Raw genomic sequence first — 26,679 nt, forward strand, 5'->3', positions numbered from 1 at the left:
CCTCTTTTATATTTTAGATAATATAAACATCTCCATATCTCTAACTATCTCTTCGATAGTTCGCTCTCCGTCAATAACTTTTAATATGTTTTTATTTTCGTAAAATTTTTGTATAGCTTTTAGCGGACCTGTATATACTTTCATACGGTTATTAAAGACTTCATTATTGTCATCAGCTCCACGTGCACGTCCAAGGACTCTATTACGTGCTACAACTTCACTAACACTAACTTCAATAACGTTGCTAAGTTCAACGCCGTTTTCATTATTTAAGTAGGCATCCAGTGCTTGCATCTGCTCAACACTCCTTGGATAACCATCTATGATTACTACCTTGGTAGGGGCTTTTTTTATTGCACTGACTATAGTTTCTATGGCTATATCTATAGGTACGATTTCACCTTTAGATATAAAAGAGTCAATTAGTTTACCACGCTCACTACCGCTGGCAACTTCTGAACGAAACATATCTCCGGCAGAATAATGAGTAATAGACTCGTTCTCTTTAGCTATAAGTTCGGCATCGGTAGTTTTACCGCTACCTGGTGCTCCAATAATTAAAAAAAGTTTTTTCATTGATTACTGTTTTTTCTCACGCAAACGGATATGTAAATCCCTTAGTTGTGCGTTATCAACTTCACTTGGTGCCTGAGTAAGGATACAAGATGCTTTTTGAGTTTTAGGGAATGCTATAACATCACGGATGCTTGATTTTTTAGAAATTAGCATCATCATTCTGTCAAATCCCATAGCGAAACCACCATGCGGGGGTGCACCGAATTTAAGAGCATCTAGTAAGAAACCAAATTTTTCCTGAGCTTCTTCCTCTTCTATGCCTAGAAGTTTAAAAATCTCTTCTTGAACTTCTTCTTTGTGGATACGGATGGAACCACCGCCAAGCTCGGTACCGTTAAGTACAATATCATATGCAATAGATTCAATCTCTTCAACATCATCCTTGTCGGTATCAACAGGCTGTGTAAATGGGTGGTGTAATGCTTTTACACGTCCATCTTCAACTTCAAACATCGGAAAGTCTACTACCCATACAAATTCGTATTTATCTGAATCAACTAAGTTCATTTTTTCATGCTCGGCAATAAAGTTTCTAAAACGACCCATATAATCCCATACAAGTTTTTTCTCACCTGCACCGAAGAATACTACGTCGCCTACTTCTAATTCCGTTCTATCGATAATAGCTTGAATGTCATCATCAGAGAAGAATTTAATAAGTGGACCTTTTAGACCGTCTTCTTTCATTTGAAAGTATCCGAGACCGCTTGCTCCGAATTTTCTTACAAAGTCTTCAAAACTTTTCATCTCTCTTTTTGAAAAAACTAAGTCAGCTCCAGGAACTTTTAAAGCTTTGATACGGTTTTTGTGCGGTTGCGCTGCTATTTTAGAAAAGATTTCATTATCGCATCTCTCAAAAATATCAATAACATCTACCATTTTTAAGTCATATCTTAAATCAGGTTTGTCAGAACCGTACCATTCCATAGCGTCACGATATTTGATGCGGTTAAAAGGTGCTTTTACTTCTATATCACAAGCACTGAAGATACCTTCAAGTAAATCTTCGGCAACTTTAATAACATCCTCTTGATTACAGAAGCTCATTTCAACATCTATCTGAGTAAATTCAGGTTGGCGATCTGCACGTAAATCTTCATCACGGAAACATTTTGCGATTTGGAAATACCTATCAAATCCACCCACCATTAATAGTTGTTTGAAAAGTTGTGGAGACTGAGGAAGAGCATAAAATTCACCGCTGTGTACACGAGAAGGTACAAGATAATCTCTTGCGCCTTCTGGAGTCGATTTGGTTAAAATCGGAGTTTCAACTTCTAAAAACCCGTTTGCATCCAGTACGTTTCTAGCTGCAATTGCTGCTTTTGAGCGAAGACGAAATGCTTCATACATAGCTGGATCACGAAGTTCTAGGTATCTGTATTTTAACTTTACGTCTTCACTAACGTTTGGATCACCAAGCGTAAAAGGCATTGGTTTTGCTTTATTTTCTATTGTAAGTTCACTCACAACTATTTCAATAGCACCTGTTTTAAGTCTAGGATTAACCAAGCCTTCTCCACGATGACGAACTTTACCTCTAGCAACTAAAACAAACTCATCACGAACCTTATCCGCTGCTTCATGAGCTGTTTTGCTGTCCTCCGGGTCACAAGTAAGTTGAATAAGGCCTGTTTTGTCTCTTAAGTCAATAAAAATAATACCACCATGATCACGGTAGCTATTTGCCCAACCCGTTAGCGTAACTTCTTCGCCAACATTTGTTTCATTTAAATCTGTACAATAATGAGTTCTCATATAAATAGAGTCCTATAAAAAATTTTCGCGATTATATCTAAACTTGGCTTATCTTAGACTAAGATGTATTCAGCACTAAATATGTCAATTTGCAATATTTTTAATAAATTAAATATAAAAGTGTATAATTTGTAAAAATTAATTAAAAAAGAGCCGTTTTGAAGAGTATAAAATTTAATAAAGTCGGGATTGTTTTAAGACCAGGAAGTCCGGAATTAAAGACAAGTTTTGAAAAAATTAGAAATACACTTAATAAACATGATGTTGAAGTTGATTTAGAAAAAAACAGTGCAGAAATGATCTCTTTGGATGGAATTGAATTTGAAGAGTTATGCAAACAAAGTGATTTTTTAATAACTGTAGGCGGTGACGGTACTTTAATTTCAACTGCCAGAAAGTCTTTATCTTTTGAAATACCTATACTCGGTATTCATGCAGGAAGACTTGGATTTTTATCTGATGTAAACATAGAAGCTTTTGATGATTTTTTTTCACAGATGCTAAATGGAAAATATAGAATAGATGAAAGAGCGATTCTCGAAGCTATTTTAAACAAAGGACTAAAAGAAGAAAAAAGATATGCTTTTAACGATGTAGTATTAACACGATCATCCGTACCTCAAATGATACATATTGAAACACTTGTTGATTCTAGACCTTTTAATACATACTACGGTGACGGTGTTATTGTTTCAACTCCAACCGGTTCTACTGCTTATAACTTATCAGCGGGAGGGCCGGTTATGTTTCCTTTAACAAATGTATTTGCTTTAACACCTATTTGTCCGCATTCTTTAACCCAAAGACCTGTCGTATTACCGGGGAAATATCCAATAGAGATGAAAACATCAAGTGAGAGAGCATTGGTTATTTTTGACGGTCAAGATACAGTTGAGCTTGGTCTTGGTGAGAGCATAGATATAAAACTTGCTTCTAAGATGGTTAAATTGATTCACAAAGAAGACTTCAACTATTTTGAGATATTAAAAGAAAAATTAAGTTGGGGAGACTAGACTTTAACGATGATTGAGAGATTTTTTTTAAAAGATTATTTGAGTTTTAAAGAAGTTGAGTTAAATTTATCAAGTGGTTTAATAGTATTTACAGGTCCTAGCGGTAGCGGTAAATCTATACTTATTAATTCAATACTCTCTTCTCTTGGAAATTCAAACTGTGAAGCAAGCGTATGTGAATCTTCAACTTCCTGGGAGTTTGACGGAAATGAGTATGGGCTTGAGTGTGATGATATTAATGTTTTTAAACATATAAAAAAAGAAAAATCCAGATATTTTATAAATAATCAAAGCGTATCTAAAAAATCTATACAAAATATATCTGCAAAGCATTTAAGATATCTTAGTCTAAAAGATTATTCAGATTTTGAAAATGAAAATTTATTAAATATACTTGATGCTCGAATAGAAAAAAAATTAAAAAATATTTTTTTACTAAAAGATAAGTATAAAAAAACTTTTTTGAAACATAAAGAACTGTTTTTAGAACTAAAAAATATAGAAGATGAAGAAAAAAGGATAGTAGAACTAAAAGAGTTTGCCAAATTTGAAATAGAAAAGATTGAGAGCATAAATCCTAGCGAGAATGAAGATGTTGAGTTGCTTGAAATTAAAAAAGAACTATCTAAAAAAGAGAAAGTTTTAGAGTCCTTATCATATGCAAATGAAATTTTCAATAACGAACACAATGTTTTTAATGCACTGGATGCATTAGAGATAGATAGTGCTTTTTTTAGTGATGCCATGAATGAACTTAGAGCAACACTAGATGGAGCTGAAGAGAAGTTTTCGGCTCTTGAAGAAGTTGATGTAGAAGAGGTTTTAAACAGGCTAGAAGAGTTAAGTGAAATAAAAAGAAGATACGGAAGCATAAAGGAAGCCTTAGAATATAAAGAAAATAAAAAAATCGAACTTCAAAAGTATGAAAATATCGAAGTAACAAAAGACGAGCTTCAAAAAAAAGTAGAACAACTTAATATTCAAAGTGATGATTTAGCTGAAAAACTTACTAAATTAAGAACAGATGAGCTTTCTTTATTTGAAAAAGATTTAAACAGTTATCTAAATGAATTATATTTAGACAACTGTAATGTTTTTATAAAAAATATTGACAGAAATGAACTTGGAAAGGATGAGATAAGCATCTCTTTAAACGGTGCAGGATTAGATAAAATAAGTACAGGTGAATTTAACAGGTTAAGACTTGCTATACTTGCTTTAAAAACGGAAAATATGAATAAAAACGGTGGCGTTTTGATGCTAGACGAAATAGATGCAAACTTAAGTGGAGAGGAGTCTATGAGTGTTGCCAAAGTTCTTAAAAAACTGTCCAAATATTTTCAGGTATTTGTTATATCTCATCAGCCACAACTTACATCTATGGGAGATCAACACTTTTTAGTTCACAAAGAAAACGGTGAATCAAAGGTAACCCGACTTGATTTTGAAAATAGGATAGATGAAATAGCAAGAATAATTAGCGGGGATAAAATAAGTGATGAAGCTAAAAAATTTGCCAGAGAACTTTTAGAGGGTTAGATATGATAATTGATACACACATCCACTTGGATGATAAGAGATATGCAAATGATTTGGAAGATGTGATAAAAAGAGCAAAAGACGCAGGAGTTGATAGATTTATAATCCCAGGTGCCGATGCAGATACTTTAGAATATGCCATTGAGATATCTCAGAAATATGACGATGTTTATTTTGCTGTTGGAATTCACCCTTATGATTTAGATGGTTTTGATGAAAGCGTGTTTGATAAATATGTAAGACATGAAAAATGTGTAGCTATCGGGGAGTGCGGGCTTGATTATTATCGTTTAGAAGGTAGTAATGAAGAAAAAGAGCTAGAAAAATCTAAGCAAAAAGAGGTTTTTATAAAACAGATTAAGTTAGCGAAAAAATATAAAAAGCCTTTGATAATACATATTAGAGATGCTTCTGTCGATTCAAAACAGATATTATTAAATCAAAATGCAGGAGAAGTCGGTGGTGTACTGCACTGTTTTAATGCAGATGAACAACTTCTTAGTTTAAGTAAAGATGGTTTTTACTTTGGAATAGGCGGTGTTATAACATTTAAAAATGCTAAAAAACTTGTAAATGTGTTACCAAAAATACCACTCGATAAATTATTGATAGAAACGGACGGGCCATATCTTACTCCAAGTCCGCATAGAGGGGAAAGAAACGAGTCTTCATATACTAAATTTATAGTGCAAAAAATATCTGAAATTTTAGACATTGAAATCAACGAAGTAAAAAAAACAACAACACAAAATGCTTTAAAACTTTTTTTCAACTAACTTAGGGTAAAATGTAGCTTTTATTTTATATATAAAGTTAGCTAAATTGAAATATTTTTTATTACTCCTTATACCGTTTGCACTTTTTGGTAATCTAAATTATGCTTTTAATCATAATGAAGAGATTAAAATACTAGACTCGTTTGATATCGATGCTTCGTTTTTATTTGATAAAAAACTCAACGATATGAGAGTAAGAAATTCGCAAGTATATAGAAGTAAACACTTCTTTCATGCCATGGATCATGCGTATATTTATATACCTGCAGTTAAAAAAATACTCTCCCAATACAATATTCCACCTGAATTTTTATACTTAGCAATGGCTGAGTCAAATTTTTCCAACAGAGCATATTCGAGAAAAAGAGCAGCAGGCTTATGGCAATTTATGCCTTCAACCGGAAAAAGTTTCGGACTTAGAATAGATGAATATGTAGATGAAAGACGTGATCCTATTAAATCTACCAAGGCAGCGGCTAAATATCTATCATCACTTTATAAGCGCTTTGGTAAATGGTATTTAGCGGCAATAGCATATAACTGTGGAGGTGGTAGGTTAAGTAAAGCTATTAAAGAGGCAGGTAGTGATGATTTGTCTATTTTGCTAAATAAAAAGAAAAGATATCTTCCGCGTGAGAGTAGATTATATATTAGAAAAATTGTATCATTTGCATTGCTTGGTTATGATGATAAATTTTTACTAGAGAGTGAATATGCACATATTCTTAACCGTGCCAGTGCCTTTTCTATGTCTACGGTAAAACTTCCAAGTGGAGAATCCCTTAAGAGATTTGCGAAAACTATTGATTTACCTTTAAAAACTTTAAAAAAATTAAACAGACACTTAAAATATGATTTTGTTCCCCCTTATAAAAAAGATTATGAAGTGTATATACCATATGTTAAATTAAATGATTTTAAACAAAAATATCGAAGAGATTCTGTTAAAAATATATATAAAATTCATGTTGTGTCAAACGGAGACAATCTGTCATATATAGGAAAAAAATACGGTGTTCCTTATAAAGTTATTATGGATTTCAACAACTTAAAACATACTCGTTTGAAATTGAAACAAAAACTTATCGTGCCGATTGACGTAACTTCAAAAACCGTAAAAATAAATACAAAACATTACTACCTTGTAAAAAAAGGAGATACTTTAGAGTCTATATCAAAAGCTCATAAAGTAAGTATAAAAAATATAAGACAACAAAATAGACTAAGAGGCAGTTTGATAAGAGTAGGGGAGAGGCTAAAAATATATGAATAATTTTTTTTTCTTATTTTTGGTTCTAATATCGTTACTGTTCACTGCATGTAGTACCAGAGGTAAGGGAGTATATAGAACATATACTCAACCAAAATCTTATTCATATGATAAATCGGCGCATTCATCCCAAATGGATAAAAAAACTTATTCCCATCCTACTATGAAGCCATATATAATTCATGGAAAAAAATACTATCCGGATATAGTTGAAGTAGGCGATACATACAATGGCATTGCCAGTTGGTACGGTCCAGATTTCCACGGAAAGCTTACTTCCAACGGCGAAACTTATAATATGCACGACATGACTGCAGCGCATAAAACTTTTCCGATGAACACTATAGTTAAAGTCGTAAATGTTGAAAACGGATTGTCAACCGTTGTTAGAATAAATGACAGGGGTCCTTTTGTGGGAACTAGAATAATTGACCTCTCAAATGCCGCCGCACACAAAATTTCAATGGTTAATAAAGGTACGGCAAATGTAAAACTCGAAGTTTTAGGTTTTCAATCTAAAGGAAGTACAAAAATTGAACCTAAAGAGAAATTAAAAACGATTCCTCAGGATTCTCAAATAGCAGATTATGCTATTCAAATCGGTTCATTTTCAAGGTTTGAAGGAGCTTTGCAAACTCAGCAAAAATATAATGGACTAGATGGCTACGAGACTGTTATAAAAGATATAGATAACGGTGCTTCTAGAGCATTTAAAGTTTGGTTAAAAGGTTTTAGAAGCGAAAAAGAGGCTAGAGATTATAAAGCTTCATCAGAATTTCACAGTTCATTTATAGTAAGGGATAATTAATGGTTACAAAAGCAAGAAAAACAAAAGAAACAGATATTAGCGTATCGTTAAAATTATACGGTGAAGGTAAAAACAACATAGATACGGGTGTAGGGTTTTTAGATCATATGTTGGAGAGTTTTTCAAAGCATTCCTTAATTGACTTAGATATTAAATGTATAGGCGATACTCATATTGACGATCATCACAGTGTTGAAGATGTCGGAATAGTATTGGGTTCGCTTTTATCTGAAGTTTTATATCCGGCTAAAGGAATTGAGCGTTTTTCAAATTCTTGTATTGTTATGGATGAAGCTTGTGTTGAATGTGATATGGATTTAAGTAATAGACCGTTTTTGGTGTATGAATTGGATGTGTATGGTAAGGTTGGAAACTTTGATGCTGAACTTGTAGAAGAATTTTTTCGCGCTTTTATTCTTAACGCATCAATTAGTGCTCATATAGTTCAAAAACGTGGGAAAAATAAACATCATATTATAGAAGCGGCTTTTAAATCAGTAGCTGTTTCTATCCGTAGAGCAATAGCCAAAAATGATAGAATAGGTATACCTAGTACGAAAGATGTATTATGATAAAACTTATTGTTTTAGATGTTGACGGATGCTTAAGTGATGGAAAACTAACTTATACATCGGATGGTTTGGAGAGCAAAAGCTTTAATGTAAAGGACGGTCTTGGAATAAGTACATGGATTAAAATAGGAAACCATGCTGCAATAATAACAGGAAAAAATTCACCTATGGTTGAGAGACGCGCACGTGAGCTTGGGATTACACATTTTTATCAGGGTATTAAAGACAAAAACAGAGTTATAAAAGAACTTATAGCCGAACTAGGTTTAAAAAACTATGAAGTTGCGGCTATAGGTGATGATTTAAATGACTACAATATGCTTCGACATGTCGGAAGAAGTTTTACGCCAAATGACGGTATGGATGATATAAAAGAGATTGTAGATACTGTTTTGTGCCGCAAAGGCGGTGACGGTGCTGTTAGAGAGATGATTGATATAATTGTAAAAGACAATAACCAATATGAAGAATTTTTAGGAATTTGGCTGTGAATATAAATATCTTTTTATCCATAGTTATGGTTGGTTTATCTATGATATACTTTTTATTTAAACCGATGAATTTAAAACAAACTCAAGATAAAGAGATAGCGCAGTTTAGTTTAGAAAAATTTACTCTTAATGAACTTGATAAAAGTTCTATGGTTACAAAAATGAACGGTGACGAAGGTATAAGATATAATGACAGGTATGTTGTAAAAAATATAGACTATACTGATAATTCAAAAGAATTTTTATCAAACATGAAAGCCAAAAACGGTTTATATAAAGAGGATATCGTATATCTTAGCGGTGACGTTAACTTTAAAAGAGAAGACGGCGTTAGATTTTTCTCCCAAAAAGCGACATATAATAAAAGAATAGATGTAGCATCTAGCAATGTCAAATATGTAGCTTATTTAGGACAGAATTATGTAACCGGAGATAGTGTTACTCTTGATAATAAAAACAATAAAATTAAATCAAAAAATATATATGCAGTATATAATTTAGAAGAAAAGAAGAAAAAATGAAACTATTTTTAATACTATTAATAAGTATGTCAATTTATGCGAATGAATTAAAAATCAAAGCAAATTCATTTGAATCTGATCAAAAAAAAGGTATATCTATATTTAGCGGTGATGTTAATATAATTAGAGAAAATGATGAAATAAATGCCTCTAAAATTACGGTTTATACAAACACTAAAAATGAACCTACAAAGTATTTGGCCGAAGGAAACGTATCTTTTCATATAACAACCCAAGAAGGTGCACAATATAAAGGCCGTTCGCAAAAAGTTATTTATGTACCTTTAAGTAAAGAATACCTTTTTTATGAAAATGTACATATTAAGCAACTTGGTGAAAAAAATGAAATTATCGGTGATGAAGTTGTTGTAAAAACAGTTGAAGGTAAGGCAAAAGCGAAAAGTAACACTAAAAATCCCGTTATTATGATTTTTGATATTAAAGAAAACAATGAGAGTAAAAAATGATAGAAATTGTTGACTCAAAATTTATCATATCTGCTCCAAATATTAAAAGTGTTCCCGATTCTGAGATGCAAGATGAAATAGTGTTTATGGCACGCTCAAACGTAGGTAAAAGCTCACTTTTAAATGCCTTGACAAATCACAAAGGTTTGGCAAAAGTATCATCTTCACCGGGAAAAACAAGACTTATAAACTATTTTGATGTTACATTTATCGATAGAGATTTAAATGAAAAAAGAATCGCCAAATTTATCGACCTTCCGGGTTTTGGTTATGCAAAAGTATCAAAAAGTATCAAAAATGATTGGGAGAAGAACCTAACTGACTTTATATCTAAAAGAGCAAATATAAAGGTATTTATACATTTAATTGATTGCAGACATCCACATTTAGATATAGATAAATCAGTAAGTGAATTTTTATTGGAAAATTCAAATGAAAGTCAATATATTCTTCAGATTTTTACAAAAATAGATAAATTAAATCAGAAAGAACAAAACAAACTTAGAAATGAGTTTCCAAATGCACTTATGGTTTCAAGTGCTAAAAAACGAGGTATGCATAAAGTGAACAATCTTTTATTCAAGATACTTGGAGATAATTTAGATAATGATTGAGTATAAAAAAGCAAAGCTTAGCGACATTGTCTCTATGCAGAATCTGGTATCACCAGAAGTTGAATCTGGTATAATACTAGATAGAAGTGATGATGAGATAGCTACAAATATACGCTCATATACGCTAGCACTAGATGATGGTAAGCTTATAGGTTTTTGTGCCTTGCATGTACATGCACCATCACTTGCAGAGATAAGATCATTAATAATCAAAGAGGAGTATAGAGGTAAAGGTGTCGGAACAGGTTTAATAAATAAAGTTATAGATGAAGGAGTAGGGCTTGGTCTACAAAAGATTCTTAGCCTAACATATGAAAAAGAGTTTTTTGAAAAATTAGGTTTTGTTGAAATTCCTAAAGAGTCTATTCCTGAACATAAAATTTGGGCTGATTGTATTAAATGTAAACATTTTCCGGTATGCAACGAAGTATCTCTCATAAAAAATCTTTAGCACCTTTTATTTATGTCGTACTTTTTGTACTATATGAAGGTTTAAGCAGTATCTATCTTTTTTTGCCGCCTTTGCTAGGTGTTTTATTTTTCTTGTTTATACAAGCATTTCGGAAAGAAGATTTGTTGGCAATAATTCTTGTAGTTTTCTCAATTTTAGTTTTTGAAAGCGAAAAAGGTTATCTTCTTTTTACGACCGTAATCTATTTTGCCTTAACTTTAAAACTGATTTTGCCAAAAATTGAACAAAACTTTAACTGTAAAGTTTGTGTAAATATATCAATAGTATTACTTGCATATATAGGCTTTTATTTTTTTACCTCTGTTTTATCAAGTATTTTTTTATTGCCAATGCCTGCAATTAACTACTATGTAATTTATTATATAGTAATCGAGTTTTTAATAGTGAGTGCTTTATGAAAACTAAATTTATTCTTATTGTGTTTTCTTTAGTGTGGATAACACTCATAATCAGAGTATTTATACTGTCCGTTGAATCAAATTCTTATTATGAAAAGCTTTCGCACAGCAATACCATTAAAATGGAAAAAATATCACCGGTCAGAGGCGAAATCACAGATAATAAAAATAGACCGATAGCTATAAATAAACTTGGTTTTAAAATACAATTAAAACCGCATCTTACTTTGAAAAAAAATGAACAGATATTTAATAGTGAACTTGACAATTTATTGCATCTGTTACCTAATTTAAATAGAGATGAGATTATAAAAACATATAATAAGCAAGATTCTTATTATAATCATGATTTTATAGATATAGTGGACTTTATATCTTATAATGAGATAATGCCTGTATATACGAAGTTGAATTTGCGTGAGAATATAAAAATTGTTTCTGCTCCAAAAAGATACTACCCGTATGGGAATATTGCCGCCCATACAATCGGATATGTATCACGTGCTAACTCTAAAGATATAAAAGGCGATAACTTATTGAAATTGATAGGTTATGTTGGAAAAAGTGGAACAGAAAGGTATTACAATACATATTTACAAGGCGAAGCAGGAAATAAAACCGTAAAAGTAAATGCAAATAATCAGGTGATTAAGCAGATATCTTACGAAAAAGCTAAAGAAGACAGAAAACTTGTTTTAAATATTGATATAAAACTTCAAAAATATATATCATCATTGTTTGAAGATAAAGCAGGATCAGTTATTGTGATGGATATAGAGGGTAGAATATTAAGTGCCAGCAGTTTTCCCGAATATGATTTAAATACTTTTGTAAACGGGGTATCTCATGAAATGTGGAAAAAACTCTCGACAAGTTTAGATAAACCTTTTACAAATAAAATTACACATGGATTATATCCACCTGGTTCAACTATAAAAACAGGACTCGGTCTTGTATATATTACAAATGAAATAAGCCCTTACTGGACGGTTAATTGTACGGCAGAGATGCCTCTTGGAAAAAGGGTTTTTAGATGCTGGAAAAAAAGAGGACACAGGAAAACTGGTATAAAAAAAGCTATACGTGAGAGTTGTGACGATTATTTTTATAAAGGCAGTTTGTTAGTCGGTATAAAAAAAATGAGTGAAGGACTTAAGAGATATGGTTTGGGTAAAAAAACAGGAATTGATCTTCCAAATGAATTTATCGGTACAGTACCGTCACGTGAATGGAAAAAGAAAAAATTTAATAGAGCTTGGTATATCGGTGAAACCGTAAATACATCTATCGGGCAGGGTGATTTTTTGGTAACCCCGATACAAATGGCACAGTTTACCGCATTGATGGCTACTTCAAAGCTTCCGACACCGTTTATTGCAAAAAAAATAGGAGACACTGAGTTAGAGCCAACTATTCAAGATGTTTTAAGTGAAGATGAGCTTAAAAAGTTGCCTTTGATTCAAAAAGCAATGTATGAAGTATGTAACCATCCAAAAGGTACTGCTACAAAATATTTAAATTCTAAAATTAAAATTGCAGGTAAAACAGGTACGGCACAGGTTGTTGGTATTATGCAAGATATTGAAGATAGGGAATTAGAGCATGAGATGGAATATTATACTCGTTCTCATGCTTGGTTTACGACATACGGTCCATATAAAAATCCGCAGTACGTAGTACTTGCATTAGTTGAACACGGTGGACACGGTGGTACTGCTGCCGGTAAAATTGTATCTAATATATATGATAAACTTTTTGAAATGGGTTATATCAAGCAATAATATGCTTGTTGTATAACGGCATTTTCTAAAGAAACTTGTCGTTAAGCGACTGCGTTTTGAATAAATAGTGCAAGAATGGTTAAAAGAAATATACCGCCTGCTTTATTGTAAAGCTTATTGGCGATTATAAATAATAGCGTCAATGATGCACCTATCATAATTAACATATCAAACTGTGTAGCATTTAAATCAATACTTAAAGGTCTAACAAGAGATGCTGCACCCAAAACCATAGAAAAATTAGCTACGTTTGAACCGATAATATTTCCAATACTCATCTCCGCTGAGCCTTTTTTTAAAGCTACAAGAGACACAACAAGCTCAGGTAAACTTGTTCCAAGAGATATTAAAAATATACCTATTATCCATTCGCTGATTCCAAAATCTCTTGCAATGTTTGCACCACTGTCAACTACAAAATTAGCACCGCCGATCGTTAATGTAAATCCTATAAGTAAAAGAAAAATAGTCTTTGCCCAGTTAAATTTTTCTTTTAGAGTTTCATCTATTTCACTTTCCAAATCATCTTTTGAAGATGTAAATAAAAATATAAGATATGAGACCATTACCAATAAATATAATACCCCGTCAACTCTACTTATTTGTCCATCTTGAGACATTAAAAAGAAAATAACAACAGGAACTATTACCCATGCACTGTCTTTTGCAAACAGATCACGTTCAGTAGTCATTTTCTTAGCTAAGATAAATACAGCACCAAGGACAAGAGTAATGTTAAATATTACACTACCGACAACATTTGCAACAGCCATATCACTTTTATTTACACCAGCTGCCATCATAGATGCTGCCATTTCCGGTAAGCTTGTCCCAAATGCAACCAGCGTAGCACCGATAACAAAATGGGATATATTAAAATGAAGGGCTATTCTTTCAGATTCTTTAATAATAAAATCTGCACCGTATATTAATGCTGCCATAGCAACAATAAAAATTATAAAATCCAATTATTATCCTTGTGTTCTTATGATTAAGCTATTTGGTAAATTGAATTTTTCTATAATATTTTTCTCCTCAGCCCTCATCTCACCGTTATCAACCTCATGGTCAAATCCCAACAGATGCAATAAACCATGAATAAAAAGTAGCGCTAGCTCATCATCTTGAGTATGACCGAACTCTTCAGCTTTTTGTTTTACATGTGTCGCCGATATAACTATGCTACCAAGTGGTGCCATAGGCATATCCTCATATGGAAAACTTAAAACATCAGTCTCTTTGTCAATTCCGCGATGCTCTTTATTTATAATTTTTATATCTTCATCTGTTGTGATTATCAATTCAATGTGTTTGTCGGTTAGTGACGAGGCAATTTTATTTAAAAAATTTACATCGACACTCAAAGAGGTATTATTTTCTAATTCAATCATAGGTTGAATTATATCAAATACCGAAGAAAAATCCTATCCTAAAAGATTTACGTTGTTTCCAACTCCGGTTTTTTGAGCATTTATTTGTTGAGTTTGTTTAGATTGTTCTTCTAAACCTTCAAGAATTTTCAATACTTGTCTTTCTTGAACTTCTGTAGCTTTTTTCATCGGATCTTTACCATCTGTTTGTGCAGGTGCATTTGTTGAAGATGAAACTTCCATAATAAATCCTTTATATAGTCTATATTTTTAAATTATATAGGTAGTTTTATTTAAAGTAGATTAAAAATATATGTTAAAATTCTTTTATGAGAAATGTAAATAATAAAAAAGCAGTATGTGTAATGAGCGGAGGAATGGACTCTACTTTAAGTGCATACATGAAAAAAAATGACGGATATGAAATTATTGGTGTTCACTTTAATTATGACCAAAGGACACAAAAAAAAGAGTTGGAATGTTTTCATAAAATTTGTAAAGACTTAGATGTGTCTCAAAAATATGTATTAGACCTTGATTTTTTTAAACTACTTGGAGCTTCGGCACTTACAGATAAAAGTATAGAAGTTCCTACGAACGGCGTAGAAGAAGGTGTACCAGTAACATATGTGCCTTTTAGAAACGGAATCTTTTTAAGTATGGCTGCAGCAATTGCCGAAAAAGAGGGAGCATCCGCAATTAGCATAGGCGTTGTTGAAGAGGATAGCAGCGGTTATCCTGATTGCAGGTTTAATTATATAAAGAGTATGGAACAAAGCATTAACCTTGGAACAAAAGATGAGACAAATATATCTATAGATATGCCTTTGGTTAAATTAAAAAAATCGCAGATAGTTGAAGAAGCAATAAAATTAAATGTACCGCTTGAATTAACTTGGAGTTGTTATAAAAATGAAGAAAAAGCTTGCGGTGTTTGTGACAGTTGTAGGTTAAGATTAAACGGTTTTGAAATAGCAGGGGCAAGTGATCCGATACCTTACGAATAAAATCGATTATAACGGTTTGGAGGTTACGCATATTTGTAAACCAAAGTTAAAAAACAGCTATATTAGCGTCACTAAAGATGGTGTAACATTAAAAACACCGAAAGTATCTGACTATTACATAAATAACCTGCTAAAACAAAAACAAAAATGGATTGAAAAAAAATTATTTGAAATCCAAAGTAGAATCTACGTAGATAAAAATATTTTGGACGAGAAAAAAGCTAAAGAGTTTTTAGCATCCAGAGTAGAATACTTTTCAAAAAAGATGAATTTGAGTTTCTCGGAATTAAAATTTAGAAAAATGAAAAGAAGATGGGGGAGTTGTGATTCTAAAAAAAGAATCACTCTAAATACATATCTATACAATACAACTAAAGAACAGATAGATTATGTTGTTGTACATGAACTGGCACATTTGGTACATATGAACCACTCAAAAGAGTTCCATTTGCTTGTAAATGACTATATACCGTTTGCAAAGTCTATTCAAAAACAGTTTTATATACTTTAAACGCTATCTTTCATTTATAAAATATCCCAAACTGACGTCACTCCACTCTTTAGATAAGGCTAAATATTTTTGAACCTCTTTATAAACAAGTTCAAAGTCTTTATTTTTTGAGCTAAGCTCAGTTAAAACTTCATCTAGTGCTTTTTTTCCTGCTTCCATGACATCTTTTGGAAACCTTGATAAAGTCACATCCATTGACTTTAGCTTTTGAAGTGCTAAAATATTTTGTGCATGAAATTCATGTGTCATATTTGAATTTAATTCACTTGCAGCTACCTCTATAATAGCTTTATGCTCATCTGCAAGTTTTTCCCAGCTTTGTTTGTTAAAAGTCAGTTCCAAAATTGAGCCAGGTTCATGCCAGCCGGAATAGTAATATGGAGCTACTTTGTAAAAGCCCATTTTTATATCAAGTGCAGGTCCTACCCACTCTGTAGCATCTATAACCCCGCGTTCAAGTGAAGTATAAATCTCCCCTGCAGGAAGCAAAATAGGGTTAACACCCATATTAGCCAGTACCTCTCCACCAAGTCCCGGTATTCGCATTTTAAGACCGTTCATATCCTCTAGTGAGTTGATTGGTTTTCTAAACCATCCACCCATTTGAATATTTGTATTTCCACCCAAAAACGGATGCAGGTTATATTTAGCATATTGTTCACGCCAAAGCTCTAGTCCACCGCCGTAAAGCATCCATGAGTTGATCTCTTCAGCCGTAAAACCAAAAGGGATACCGCTATAAAGGGAAAAAGCAGAATTTTTACCTTTCCAATAATATGGTCCGGAATGAAAGGCGTCTATTTGACCGCTGGATGCTGCATCGAATACTGCAAGTGCGGGAACAAGTGTGTTTTTAGCATAAATTTTTATATCTAAACTGCCGCCACTTATTATTTTTACCCTAGATGCAAAGTTATCGACTCCTGTTCCCATTATAGGAAAATGTGCAGGCCAACTGGTTGCTAGTTTTATAGTTGTTTTTTTATTTCTGTTTATATTTATATGTTTATTTTGAATATCACTTTTTTTTGGATGTTTGGAGTAGTCAATAGCTTTTCTGTTGTTATCATTACAAGCTGTAAGCGCCAGTGCTGCCGCAGAGACACTTGTCGCAGTAAAAAAATCTCTTCTATTCATGACGTATTCTCCTAAAACTCTAAAGTCAATTGCCCGGTTTGTTTTTCTTCTTTTTTCTCAAGTATAGTTTTATCGACACCTGCGATAAAAGCAAAGTTAAACTTGTTCTCTTTTAGTATGTCCAAAATTTCACTTTTGTCTTTGTATATAAATGTATTTGCATTTGCTTTTAAGGACGTGTTTTGTGGAAGAATATATATGATGTTTGCCCATGTTGCATGGTTTTGAAGATAATTAATCTCTACTTCCATTAAGTTTATGTTTGATTCGAAAATAAGTACGTTATTGCTTGTTCCAAACTCTTTTATTTCAAAATTTTTATTTGTAAATACCGCCTCAAAATGCTCAATAGATGTAAGTTTTTTAAGCTTGTAGTTAATTTTTAAAGATTTAAAAATATTAAACAACTCTTCTAGATACGGAATAAAAAAAGGTGATATAAGTTGTCTCTCATAATATTTGTTTTCATATATAAAAGATGTTTCAAAAAGAGTTTTTTCTATTACTGTTATCTCTTGAGCTGATGTACTAGGTGCAGGTTTTTTATTTGCAAAAAGTTTTTGATCATTTAATGTTGGACTAAAAAGCAGGGTAGAGCGATTTTCTATATGCCAAAGTTTTTTAAAAAGTTCTTCAGTATTACCGTAAATTACTACGAAATGACTATCGGTAATACAGTTCATTGCCAATTTTAAAGCAATTTCATTACATTCATATGCAATAACTTCTTTCTCAATAAGTCTAAATCTTAAAAGTTTTTTGAGAGCTTCATCAATGTTAGCAGTTTGAATCCAAGCTATTTCGTTGTCAAGTATTTCGGTCGATGATTCGTAAAAAATTCCGTAAGCACCGTTTTTTATAGCTTCAGGAATATCTTCAGTGTTTTTGGCAATAAATAGATCACCGCGATTTACTTTATTTACATTAAAAATTATATTTTCAAAATTACTTACACACGGATCGCTTTGAAGATTTGCATGTGTAAGTGCTAATAGGTTTTCAAGCCTCATCCAATAGGAGTGCCCGCTTTTTTGGATTTTTCCGGACGGACTAAGCATAAACCGTCATCATCTTTTGCAGCAAGAAGCATGCCTTCTGAGAGCATACCCATAAGTTTCGCAGGTTTTAAATTTGCAACTACACAAACTTGTGTTCCGATTAAGTCCTCAACAGAATAGCTTTTTTTGATGCCCGCAATGATTTGTCTAGGTTTATCCTCGCCTAAATCCACCTGAAGTTTTAATAGTTTAGAACTTTTTGGTACAGCCTCACCCTCAACTACGGTTCCAACCTTTAGTGATGTTTCAAAAAACTGACCTATCTCTATCAAGTTGTCTTCTTCAACTTCTTGAGGTTCTTCATCATTTACAGGTTTGTTAGGCTCTTGTGCCGGTGCTTCAGCCATTAAGGGTTCCTCTATACGAGGAAATAGCGGGTCTATCTTTTCAATTAAGAATATATCTAATAGTTTTTTATCACAAACAAGTTTTTTGTAGCTTTCGTTATTGATTTCAAATTTTAGAGTAGCTGCAACTTTATCGGCAGTTTTAGGCATTATAGGTGAAAGCATAACAACGGCTTTTGCCAGAATATTTGCAACTAATGCAACCGTAGCTAAAGCTTCATCTTTTTTATCTTGCTTCATTTTTGCCCAAGGTTCATACTCTGTAATTGCAGAATTTCCTATAGCAAACAGTCTCCAAAGTTCTTCTAGGTATCTGTGAGTTTGTAGAGTTTCCATATAGTTATCTAGTGAGTCTAAAACCTCATTCATTTGATTTAATTCTTTAGAATGATACTTTTCAACATCAATACTGTCTATTTCAAAATCTGAATATTTTCCACTCATACCTATTATACGATTAAGTAGGTTTCCAAGATCGTTACTAAGCTCGGAATTCATTCTATCTATTAATGCACGTTGAGAAAAATCCCCATCTTGTCCAAAAGGAACTTCACGAAGCATAAAGTATCTTAGGTTCTCGTATCCGTAAGCATCTGCCACTTCTTTTGGTGCAACAACGTTACCTTTTGATTTACTCATTTTTTCACCATCACGTGTCCACCACCCGTGAGCACCTATGGTTTTTGGGAGAGGCAGATCCAGACTCATTAGAAATGCCGGCCAATAGATGGCATGAAATCTTAAAATGTCTTTACCTACAAATTGAGTAGTTGCAGGCCAAAAATTCATCAGTTTTTCATCTTGACCGTATCCTAAAGCAGTAATATAGTTTAAAAGTGCATCTAGCCATACATACATTACATGTTTATCATCATTGATAGATGCCGGCATATGTACACCCCAGCTAAATGATGTACGGGTAACGGATAGATCACGTAGTCCACCTTTTACAAAGTTAATCACTTCATTAGCACGAGATTTCGGCATAATAAATTCAGGGTTTTGTTCATAATGTTTTAGTAGTTTATCTTCATAGTTAGAGAGTTTAAAAAAATAACTTTCTTCTTTAACTACATTTGTGGTACGACCACAATCAGGACAGAACTCTCCATCTACCAGTTGTGTTTCAGGGAAAAAGGTCTCACAACTTACACAATAGTGACCTTCGTAAAAATCTTTATATATATCACCTTTTTCATACATCTTCTCAAATGCTTTTTGAACACCTATTTTGTGTTCTGCATCTGTTGTACGAATAAACTTATCATAAGAAATTTCAAACTCATCCCAAAGATTTTTAAAGGTAGCACTTATCTCATCTGCAAAAGCCTGTGTATCTTTGCCGTTCTTTTGAGCCGACTCTTCAATTTTTTGTCCATGCTCATCAGTACCTGTTAAGAAGTAAGTGTTTTCACCTTTTAATCTTTCATATCTAGCCATAGAATCGGCTATAAAAGTTGTATAAGCATGACCTATGTGTGCCTCACCGTTTACGTAATATATCGGGGTGGTTATATATTTACTCAATTTTTATCCTATTAAAATATTTTAATCTTGTTATTTTAGCTAAGAAATCTTAGATTCAATTATTAAATTTGACTTTTTTCCCATTAATGAGACAAGTTCTTCTTGCATCTCTTTAGGAAGTTTATCCTCACTTACAAGGTTTACAAGCATCTGAAGTCTTTTTTCTTCCATCTCTCTCTCAGCTATCTCTTTTTGTTGTTTTAGTTCTGCTTGATGAAGTTTAAGTTTTATATCTCTATTTTTTTTGTTATTTAGATAAAATATAATCATTAAAATAAAAAGCAAAATTCCTGCAATAACGGCTATATATATTAAAACTCTTGTATCTTCGGTTTTTGTTTTGGCATCAATTAATGCGATATCTTTTGAAGTAGAGGATTTTACTTTTTCTATTTCAATTTTATTTTGTGCTTCTACTTTAGCTATGTCGAGTTTATTTTGTGCTTGTATTTTTGATATTTGAACTTTTACGTCATCTTGTTGTTTTTGAATTTTATTTTTTATTTGTGAATTTTGTGCGGATGCATACTTTTTATCTAAAAGTTGTATCTTTTCATTATTTGAATCACTGCATCCGATAAGTAAAACTCCCATAAAACAAAATAAAAAAAATTTAAAACTCAAACCCACCGGTATCACCTTTTGACATGCTGTTGTAAACAGATTTTACATAATCTTCTCTAAGCTGACAACCTAGATATTGCTCGCATTTACTGCAAGAATCAAGGGTTTTGTTTTGCTGACACTCCTGAACTTTTTGTATCATACTTTCAAGATGTGCTTCAAACTTGTCTAGTTCATTTTGATTAGTTATTTGCATAAACTTCTTTTACTCTTTGAATTTCATATTTAGAACCAAAAAAACATGGTGAAGTATCATGCACATGGGCATGAGAAAGAGTCATCAAATCCTCTTTTCCGTTTATAGCCTCGCCACCTGCAAGTTTGTAAATAAATGCAAAAGGAAATACCTCGAAAAGTCTACGAAGTTTCCCTTCCGGTTTATCACTTGTAGCAGGATAGCTAAACAGACCGCCACCCTTTAAAAGTATTTGATGCAAATCAGGTACCATTCCGCCTGAATATCTAAGACGGTATCCTTCTTTAAAAAGTCCATCTACCATCTCTTTATGATAATCTGTCCAGTTCTGCTGAGTTCCGCCGGGAGCATTTAACTTACCTTTTTCACTTAGGCGAATCTCTTTAACAAACTCCCAGTTATCGCCTTGTAGCAAGTGAAGCTTTACTTTGTTGTGGGCAAATACCATCTCAACTCTTGGTCCATGAACTACATAGCATGAAGCTACCATGTTTTTAGAACCAAAATCACCCTCGTAGATGCCGTATATAGTTCCAACACTTAAGTTTACATCTATAAGAGAAGATCCATCCAAGGGGTCATATGCTATAAAATATTTTCCGTTTTTGTTTAATTGCATCGGATGTTCTTTTTCTTCACTGGCAATTGTATTTACGCTTAATACGTGAGATAATTCCTCTTCAATAATCATATCGCACTGAATATCTAATTGAAGTTGGGTTTCACCCGAACTATTTGCTTGATTTGAATAACCTATATCTTTTGTATCTATAGCATTTTTAATTCTGATAGCACTTCTTTGTATTGCCTCAAATATATCTGTCATTTTTTATACTTCCTTTGCATTTTTAAGTATCCAAGATATTGCATCTTCGGGATTGTTTAAATCCAAAACATCAACTCCTGAAGGTAGTTTGTATTTGCTTAAATCTATACTTTCATCGATTGCTAAAGCATCCATATACGGAAAATAGTCTTCATCTAAAGAGTTTCTAAAGATGCTTATTCTAGGCAGAGGTAAATTTTTTAAGCCCTCAACCAAAAGAATGTCAAATCTGTCAAAGAGTCTTATCATCTCGTCTAAATCTTTTTGTCTTTGAGAAAAATATGTCGTACGGGTAGGGGATGTGACTATAACTTCTGCGCCCGTATCGCTAAATTTGTAACTGTCTTTACCTTCGACATCAAACCTTGCTTTATCACCAGGATCGTGTTTGATTATTGCAACTTCTTTTTTATGCTCGTAAATAAGTTTTCTTGCAACATTTAATATAAGTGTAGTTTTACCACTGTTTGAGGGCCCTGTAAAGGCTACTGCTAATCTTTTGTTCAAAATGATTTCTTTATATAAAATTTTAAATGATTATACAAAAGAAAAGTTTAACAAGCTATAATTTCGGCATGAAAAGTGTATATATTTTATTATTTTTATTATTTTTAAACGGATGCTCTAGTAAAAATGCATTTGAAAATTTTGATATGGATAAGCATCAGCAATTGAGTGCACAAAGCTTTAAGAGAATCAAGCTCACAAAAAATGAATATGTTATAGGGACTTTTTCGTCAATCTATCTAAATGATATCTACCCTGATAGATATAATAACAATGAATATTTTTTCGTATATGTATTTTTAAAAGATTCTAACAAAGAGTATGAGATAAAATTAAACTCTACTGAGAGTTTAAAAATTAAAGAACTTCACTACGACAATAGATTTTCAAGACTGGTAAAAGATAAAAGCAAATGGAATAGGTATTATTTGATTTCATTTCAAAAAACCGGAGATTTATTAAATTTAGAACTATATGTAGATAAATCCAAATTAGCTTCAATAAAGTATCAAAAAAATACCGAATGAAGCTTTCTTGGATTTTAGTATAGTGAACGTAAAACAGAACTAAGTATTACTATAACAACTTGTAGAGCGATAATTATAATTAGCGGAGCCAAATCTAAACCTCCAAAGTCTGTTCTGATATACCTTCTCACAAGTCTATATGCAGGTTCTGTTATTCTATGTAAAAACTGAACTATCGGGTTATACGGATCAGGATTAACAAAACTAAGAAGTGCAGCAATTATAATTACCCATATGTAAATATTTATAACTCCAAGTAAGATACCGCCTAAACCTTGAATAATATCAATAATTAAACTCATTTAACAATTTCTCCTATATAGTTTTTTATATATTTATATACCTTGGCTATATCAGGAGTATTATTACTACCTGTTAGTATATAAATAAGGGGTTCGATAATATCTTTCTCTTTTGCACCAATCTCTTTGATTATATAATCTTTAAAGTCCTTATATTCATCAAAGTAAGGGGCATTTTTTATTACTTTTACTATAACTTCAAAGTTTTTTGGTATTTTTTTAGTAGAAAATATAGGCTCAATTTTAGCTTTTAGCTCTTTTGTCGTAGAAACATCATCTTCTAAATATATACGTGCAAGCTCACCTATCTCTGTATCTGCAAAGCCAACATAACGAGATAACTCTTTTGCATCCAAGTTTATTAAATATTTTTTATTTATATTTTTTAAAGTGTCAATATTAAAATGAGCAGGGGAGTTTGGTATGTTTTTTAAATCAAAAAATTTCACAGCTTCTTCTAGGCTAAAAATATCACTAGATGTCTTGTTTTCAATTGATATTAAATAATTTGAAATAGCTTCCGGTAAAAAACCTTGTTCTAGTAAGTATTTTACACTAAAATCTTCTTCATTGGAAATGCTAGGCAGATGCGCATACTCTATATCTTTTTCATAACCTAAGGATTTTCTTATATGCTCTTGTCTTGGCGTATTTTTTATATGTTTTTCATCGCGAATTATAATGCTTATGTCACTAATCATGTCATCTACGGCACATGCAAAACTATATGTTGAAGTTTTATCTTGATGCAATATCTCAAAACTATCTACTTCATCTGGGGTAAAAGATATATTGCCTTTAATTTTATCCTCGATTAAAATATCATTTGCAGGTCTTGTTATTCTTATTCTAAAAGGGTTTGTATTATCAATTACAAGTTCGTCCGGAAGATTTTTACATGCATCATCGTAACTATATTCTTTATTTGCATCTTTTGCTTCTTTATATTTTTTCTCAATCCATTCATCGGAGCAGAAGCAGGAAAATGCCTTTTTGTCATGCATAAGTTGAAGAGCCATAGCCGAATGAAATTTAAAGTTTTGACTTTGATATATGGTTTGTGAATATTTTATTCCAAATAAATCCAAAATATCAAGTATCTCTTGATCTTTTCCTTGTACATTTTTCTCTTTTTGGGTATCTTCGATGCGAACAATAAAGTCTTCTTTTTTTTGTTTTGAAACAATATAGTTGAGTAGGGCAACTCTCAGGTCGCCGATATGCATATCACCAGTTGGACTAGGTGCAAATCTTAACATTAAAATTCCTGTAAAATTATTTTTGAAATTTTATCAAGTTTTAGCTAATAAAGTTCTTTTATTTTATGATTTTTTTATAGTGAAAGTGGTGACCCCGAGGAGAATCGAACTCCTGTAACATGGATGAAAACCATGGATCCTAACCGCTAGACGACGGGGCCTTCCGTTGTTGAGCCGAAATTATATATATCTTTTACTTAAAAGAATATAAAATTTCGGAAAACAACTAGTTGTTTTCGTAGAAACCTCTAAGTGCTCTAATGATTACGGCATTTTTAGAGATGCTTTCTTCTTTAGCATTTTCATTAACCAAATCGTATAAATCTAGAGGTAGCGAAATAGAGAAAGTTTTTGTTTCAACTTTACGTTTTTTATTTATCATCGAAGTGATTCCGCTAAGTAATTCAATGATTTTTTTAGTGTCAATTGGTTTTTGAATAAAACTATTTACACCAACCTCAATAGACTCAGATATTTTTTCAATATCATTACTTGCAGAAATAACGATTATAATCTGGTTTGGATTAAGTGCACGAATTTTTCTTGCTAATTCAATACCATCCATTCCAGGCATAATAATATCGACAAAAACAATGTCAGGATTAGTTTTATTATAAGCCTCAAGAGCTTCTTCGCCGTTAAAACATGAAGTTACGTCAGAAAAAAAGTTTTTAAAAGTTGAACTTAAAAGTTCATTTGTAACTTTTTCATCTTCTACAACCATAGCCGTAAGTTTTTTTGTCTGCTGTGTTAGCTGAACTAAATCTATGTTTCCCATGATAAATCCTATTAAATAATATTTTATGTATTATACACAAAAAATATAAATAAACAAAAAACTATTATTAACAGAGTGCTATTTGTATTTCTTAAACTTTTCTAGCCATTCAATATCTGTCTCTTTTAAGCTTTCTTTTTCTTTTAAAAGAGTATCTATAATGCTTATAAGAGTTTTTTCATCCATAAATTCAAGTAAATCAGGATTAATCGATGTTGAATTTACTTCATCATAGCTATTTAGTAAATTTTGAATATCCAGTATTAGTTGCTCTTTTTTAGTCAAGACAATACTCCTTTGTTTAATATTGTACGTTTTTTAAAACCTGTATTTAGTCTTAGCTTCAAACCTATGTAATAACTTTTTGTTATTAGCTTTTTTAAAATATAAGCTATATATCCTTTGGTTTTTATAAAACCAAACAATTCACCGACTGCATAATTTCCTCCTAAAGCAACAAATAATCCATCAACTTTTGCATCAAAAGGTTTTGGTTTTTGATTTAAAATCATACCTGTTATAGAATCAGCTACATATTCTGCACTTTTTTCGGCAATTTGTGCAGTAGGGGGAAGTATGATATTGTTTTTATTTCTAATTTCACAACAATCACCTATCGTAAATATGTTCTCGGCAATACGCTGTGTAGAATCACATATGTATTGATTTAGTCTATTCTTTTGAAATTCTATATCGGAATCGATAGAGTTTGCCAATATCCCTCCTGTAAAAATCATAAAAGTGTATTTTAATTCTCTTTTGTCTTTAAAATATACGGTATCCGAATCAACACTTTCAATAAAAGCTTTTGTAAGTGTATTTACTCCTAGATTATCAAGACGTACTTGAGTATTTTGTATGATATATGGACTCATACCCGGCAATATCGTATCACTTGCATCTACCAAATATATCTGAATCTCTTTTGTAGCATCAGCTATACTTTTAGAATGTTTTTTAATAACATTACTCATTTCTGCTGCAATCTCAACACCGCTCAAACCGGCTCCACCTATTACAAGGTTGATCTTTTCATTGCTTGTAGAACCATTTACTAGCTTTTTATACAACAGTTCTTCAAAAGATGTCCGAAAACTATGACTTCTAAAGAGTTTTTTAACTCCAAAGCCATATGTATCCATACCTGATATAAAATCAAAAAAGTTTGTACGTGCACCTGTTGCTACTATAAGATAATCATAATCAAAAGTAGATGTTTTAGTTTGCACAGTTTGTTTAGACGAGTCAATAAATTCTACTTTTTCTTGAATAAACGTAATAGGGCGCTTAAATCCATGACACCAGTTTTTTAAATCAAGTGCAACATCATGTAGGTCAAATCTACCTGCAATATAACCGTAAGCTTCTGTTTGAAGATAATGATAAGAATTTTCATCAAACAGATAAAGTTCTATCTTTTTATTGTTAATTAAATGCTCAATTGCTCTTAAACCGCCGTAACCACCACCAATTACTATAACTTTTTTCATATATAAAAAACTCGCCAATTAAAATGTTTTGGAATTATAGTACATTTTGAAGATATATTAACATAAAGATTGTAATTGGTTAACATAATGTATATTCTATTGAAAATAGTTTTTTCACTTTAAGAGAGTTATATCTATTTATATTTTTAAATATTAT

General features: G+C 32.0%; 33 protein-coding genes and 1 tRNA gene. 16 read left to right on the forward strand and 18 right to left on the reverse strand.

Translation table 11 applies throughout. The annotated features are described in order from the left end of the window. Window positions 1-6 precede the first annotated feature (6 nt). Together FJR48_RS05795 and aspS are read right to left on the reverse strand one after the other, a co-directional pair. Complete coding sequence (locus FJR48_RS05795) at window positions 7-576, reverse strand: adenylate kinase (RefSeq protein WP_152307210.1); 570 nt, start codon at window positions 574-576, stop codon at window positions 7-9. Between the two features lie 3 nt (window positions 577-579). Continuing rightward, complete coding sequence (aspS, locus tag FJR48_RS05800; protein ID WP_152307211.1) at window positions 580-2,334, reverse strand: aspartate--tRNA ligase; 1,755 nt, start codon at window positions 2,332-2,334, stop codon at window positions 580-582. A gap of 158 nt (window positions 2,335-2,492) precedes the next feature. Here aspS and FJR48_RS05805 point away from each other — a divergent pair, with 158 nt between their 5' ends. The 13 genes from FJR48_RS05805 to mrdA are packed head-to-tail and all read left to right on the forward strand — an operon-like array spanning window position 2,493 to window position 13,056. After that, a complete protein-coding gene (locus FJR48_RS05805; RefSeq protein WP_152307212.1) occupies window positions 2,493-3,347 on the forward strand; it encodes an NAD(+)/NADH kinase in 855 nt (284 codons plus the stop codon). Window positions 3,348-3,356: 9 nt separating this feature from the next. Further along, the gene (locus tag FJR48_RS05810) at window positions 3,357-4,886 is read left to right on the forward strand and encodes an AAA family ATPase (protein ID WP_152307213.1); all 1,530 of its coding nucleotides are present in this window, start codon (window positions 3,357-3,359) and stop codon (window positions 4,884-4,886) included. Window positions 4,887-4,888: 2 nt separating this feature from the next. After that, window positions 4,889-5,662: a TatD family hydrolase gene (locus tag FJR48_RS05815; protein ID WP_152307214.1), complete on the forward strand. Its 774-nt coding sequence runs from the start codon at window positions 4,889-4,891 to the stop codon at window positions 5,660-5,662. Window positions 5,663-5,708: 46 nt separating this feature from the next. Further along, window positions 5,709-6,935, forward strand: a complete 1,227-nt coding sequence (locus FJR48_RS05820; protein WP_241856150.1) for a lytic transglycosylase domain-containing protein — start codon at window positions 5,709-5,711, stop codon at window positions 6,933-6,935. Next, complete coding sequence (locus FJR48_RS05825; protein ID WP_241856152.1) at window positions 6,928-7,740, forward strand: septal ring lytic transglycosylase RlpA family protein; 813 nt, start codon at window positions 6,928-6,930, stop codon at window positions 7,738-7,740. Before FJR48_RS05820 ends, FJR48_RS05825 begins: the two co-directional genes overlap by 8 nt. Then, entirely contained in the window at window positions 7,740-8,312 is a 573-nt protein-coding gene (hisB, locus tag FJR48_RS05830) for an imidazoleglycerol-phosphate dehydratase HisB (RefSeq protein WP_152307215.1), read from the forward strand. The genes FJR48_RS05825 and hisB overlap by 1 nt, the downstream gene beginning before the upstream one ends. Continuing rightward, window positions 8,309-8,803, forward strand: coding sequence for a KdsC family phosphatase (locus FJR48_RS05835; protein ID WP_152307216.1), 495 nt, complete (start codon window positions 8,309-8,311; stop codon window positions 8,801-8,803). The genes hisB and FJR48_RS05835 overlap by 4 nt, the downstream gene beginning before the upstream one ends. Continuing rightward, window positions 8,800-9,324, forward strand: a complete 525-nt coding sequence (locus FJR48_RS05840; protein WP_241856154.1) for an LptA/OstA family protein — start codon at window positions 8,800-8,802, stop codon at window positions 9,322-9,324. The genes FJR48_RS05835 and FJR48_RS05840 overlap by 4 nt, the downstream gene beginning before the upstream one ends. Then, window positions 9,321-9,791 carry a lipopolysaccharide transport periplasmic protein LptA gene (lptA, locus tag FJR48_RS05845; RefSeq protein ID WP_152307217.1) on the forward strand — a complete coding sequence of 157 codons (471 nt, stop codon included), beginning with the start codon at window positions 9,321-9,323 and terminating at the stop codon, window positions 9,789-9,791. Before FJR48_RS05840 ends, lptA begins: the two co-directional genes overlap by 4 nt. Continuing rightward, window positions 9,788-10,405 (forward strand): ribosome biogenesis GTP-binding protein YihA/YsxC, encoded by a 618-nt coding sequence (gene yihA, locus FJR48_RS05850; RefSeq protein ID WP_152307218.1) that lies wholly within the window; start codon window positions 9,788-9,790, stop codon window positions 10,403-10,405. The genes lptA and yihA overlap by 4 nt, the downstream gene beginning before the upstream one ends. Then, window positions 10,398-10,856 carry an N-acetyltransferase gene (locus FJR48_RS05855; RefSeq protein WP_152307219.1) on the forward strand — a complete coding sequence of 153 codons (459 nt, stop codon included), beginning with the start codon at window positions 10,398-10,400 and terminating at the stop codon, window positions 10,854-10,856. The genes yihA and FJR48_RS05855 overlap by 8 nt, the downstream gene beginning before the upstream one ends. After that, window positions 10,823-11,275, forward strand: coding sequence for a hypothetical protein (locus FJR48_RS05860; RefSeq protein WP_152307220.1), 453 nt, complete (start codon window positions 10,823-10,825; stop codon window positions 11,273-11,275). The genes FJR48_RS05855 and FJR48_RS05860 overlap by 34 nt, the downstream gene beginning before the upstream one ends. Next, complete coding sequence (gene mrdA, locus FJR48_RS05865; protein WP_152307221.1) at window positions 11,272-13,056, forward strand: penicillin-binding protein 2; 1,785 nt, start codon at window positions 11,272-11,274, stop codon at window positions 13,054-13,056. The genes FJR48_RS05860 and mrdA overlap by 4 nt, the downstream gene beginning before the upstream one ends. A gap of 41 nt (window positions 13,057-13,097) precedes the next feature. Here the strand turns inward: mrdA and FJR48_RS05870 are convergent, their stop codons facing one another. The 3 genes from FJR48_RS05870 to FJR48_RS05880 are packed head-to-tail and all read right to left on the reverse strand — an operon-like array spanning window position 13,098 to window position 14,669. Then, entirely contained in the window at window positions 13,098-14,024 is a 927-nt protein-coding gene (locus FJR48_RS05870; protein WP_152307222.1) for a calcium/sodium antiporter, read from the reverse strand. 3 nt (window positions 14,025-14,027) lie between these two features. Then, window positions 14,028-14,447 (reverse strand): rRNA maturation RNase YbeY, encoded by a 420-nt coding sequence (ybeY, locus tag FJR48_RS05875; protein WP_152307223.1) that lies wholly within the window; start codon window positions 14,445-14,447, stop codon window positions 14,028-14,030. A 33-nt stretch (window positions 14,448-14,480) separates the two neighbouring features. Next, on the reverse strand, window positions 14,481-14,669 hold the full coding sequence (locus tag FJR48_RS05880; protein WP_152307224.1) for a hypothetical protein: 189 nt from the start codon (window positions 14,667-14,669) through the stop codon (window positions 14,481-14,483). An 86-nt stretch (window positions 14,670-14,755) separates the two neighbouring features. Between FJR48_RS05880 and queC the strand changes: the two genes are divergently transcribed. Both queC and FJR48_RS05890 read left to right on the forward strand, forming a co-directional pair. Further along, window positions 14,756-15,433, forward strand: coding sequence for a 7-cyano-7-deazaguanine synthase QueC (gene queC, locus FJR48_RS05885; RefSeq protein ID WP_152307225.1), 678 nt, complete (start codon window positions 14,756-14,758; stop codon window positions 15,431-15,433). Continuing rightward, window positions 15,411-15,944 carry a M48 family metallopeptidase gene (locus FJR48_RS05890; RefSeq protein WP_241856156.1) on the forward strand — a complete coding sequence of 178 codons (534 nt, stop codon included), beginning with the start codon at window positions 15,411-15,413 and terminating at the stop codon, window positions 15,942-15,944. The genes queC and FJR48_RS05890 overlap by 23 nt, the downstream gene beginning before the upstream one ends. Window positions 15,945-15,947: 3 nt before the next feature. Here the strand turns inward: FJR48_RS05890 and FJR48_RS05895 are convergent, their stop codons facing one another. Genes FJR48_RS05895 through mobB form a run of 7 tightly spaced genes read right to left on the reverse strand, consistent with a single transcriptional unit; the run spans window position 15,948 to window position 22,166 of the window. Further along, window positions 15,948-17,081, reverse strand: a complete 1,134-nt coding sequence (locus FJR48_RS05895; protein ID WP_152307226.1) for a TRAP transporter substrate-binding protein — start codon at window positions 17,079-17,081, stop codon at window positions 15,948-15,950. An 11-nt stretch (window positions 17,082-17,092) separates the two neighbouring features. Continuing rightward, window positions 17,093-18,139, reverse strand: a complete 1,047-nt coding sequence (locus tag FJR48_RS05900) for a hypothetical protein (protein WP_241856158.1) — start codon at window positions 18,137-18,139, stop codon at window positions 17,093-17,095. After that, window positions 18,088-20,013 carry a methionine--tRNA ligase gene (metG, locus tag FJR48_RS05905; RefSeq protein WP_152307227.1) on the reverse strand — a complete coding sequence of 642 codons (1,926 nt, stop codon included), beginning with the start codon at window positions 20,011-20,013 and terminating at the stop codon, window positions 18,088-18,090. Before metG ends, FJR48_RS05900 begins: the two co-directional genes overlap by 52 nt. Before the next feature lie 39 nt (window positions 20,014-20,052). Further along, window positions 20,053-20,637 carry a hypothetical protein gene (locus FJR48_RS05910; RefSeq protein WP_152307228.1) on the reverse strand — a complete coding sequence of 195 codons (585 nt, stop codon included), beginning with the start codon at window positions 20,635-20,637 and terminating at the stop codon, window positions 20,053-20,055. Beyond that, on the reverse strand, window positions 20,627-20,833 hold the full coding sequence (locus tag FJR48_RS05915; protein WP_152307229.1) for a hypothetical protein: 207 nt from the start codon (window positions 20,831-20,833) through the stop codon (window positions 20,627-20,629). The genes FJR48_RS05910 and FJR48_RS05915 overlap by 11 nt, the downstream gene beginning before the upstream one ends. Beyond that, window positions 20,820-21,659, reverse strand: coding sequence for a class 1 fructose-bisphosphatase (locus FJR48_RS05920; protein ID WP_152307230.1), 840 nt, complete (start codon window positions 21,657-21,659; stop codon window positions 20,820-20,822). Before FJR48_RS05920 ends, FJR48_RS05915 begins: the two co-directional genes overlap by 14 nt. Window positions 21,660-21,662: 3 nt before the next feature. Next, a complete protein-coding gene (gene mobB / locus FJR48_RS05925) occupies window positions 21,663-22,166 on the reverse strand; it encodes a molybdopterin-guanine dinucleotide biosynthesis protein B (protein ID WP_152307231.1) in 504 nt (167 codons plus the stop codon). A 68-nt stretch (window positions 22,167-22,234) separates the two neighbouring features. On the opposite strand from mobB, the gene FJR48_RS05930 reads away from it, so the two are divergent. Next, window positions 22,235-22,693 carry a hypothetical protein gene (locus FJR48_RS05930; protein ID WP_152307232.1) on the forward strand — a complete coding sequence of 153 codons (459 nt, stop codon included), beginning with the start codon at window positions 22,235-22,237 and terminating at the stop codon, window positions 22,691-22,693. 14 nt (window positions 22,694-22,707) lie between these two features. Here FJR48_RS05930 and FJR48_RS05935 read toward each other — a convergent pair whose 3' ends face one another. The 6 genes from FJR48_RS05935 to FJR48_RS05960 all read right to left on the reverse strand — a co-directional run bounded on the left by FJR48_RS05935 (window position 22,708) and on the right by FJR48_RS05960 (window position 26,522). Further along, window positions 22,708-22,995 (reverse strand): YggT family protein, encoded by a 288-nt coding sequence (locus FJR48_RS05935; protein ID WP_152307233.1) that lies wholly within the window; start codon window positions 22,993-22,995, stop codon window positions 22,708-22,710. Further along, window positions 22,992-24,254, reverse strand: a complete 1,263-nt coding sequence (gltX, locus tag FJR48_RS05940) for a glutamate--tRNA ligase (RefSeq protein ID WP_152307234.1) — start codon at window positions 24,252-24,254, stop codon at window positions 22,992-22,994. Before gltX ends, FJR48_RS05935 begins: the two co-directional genes overlap by 4 nt. An 86-nt stretch (window positions 24,255-24,340) precedes the next feature. After that, window positions 24,341-24,415 (reverse strand) — tRNA-Glu (locus FJR48_RS05945). Between the two features lie 65 nt (window positions 24,416-24,480). After that, entirely contained in the window at window positions 24,481-25,032 is a 552-nt protein-coding gene (locus FJR48_RS05950; protein ID WP_152307235.1) for a response regulator, read from the reverse strand. 78 nt (window positions 25,033-25,110) lie between these two features. Next, window positions 25,111-25,317 carry a hypothetical protein gene (locus tag FJR48_RS05955; RefSeq protein ID WP_241856160.1) on the reverse strand — a complete coding sequence of 69 codons (207 nt, stop codon included), beginning with the start codon at window positions 25,315-25,317 and terminating at the stop codon, window positions 25,111-25,113. Continuing rightward, complete coding sequence (locus FJR48_RS05960; protein ID WP_152307237.1) at window positions 25,314-26,522, reverse strand: NAD(P)/FAD-dependent oxidoreductase; 1,209 nt, start codon at window positions 26,520-26,522, stop codon at window positions 25,314-25,316. Before FJR48_RS05960 ends, FJR48_RS05955 begins: the two co-directional genes overlap by 4 nt. Window positions 26,523-26,679: the final 157 nt, after the last annotated feature.

Origin of the sequence: Sulfurimonas lithotrophica, assembly GCF_009258225.1 — a bacterium.
Lineage (GTDB): Bacteria > Campylobacterota > Campylobacteria > Campylobacterales > Sulfurimonadaceae > Sulfurimonas > Sulfurimonas lithotrophica.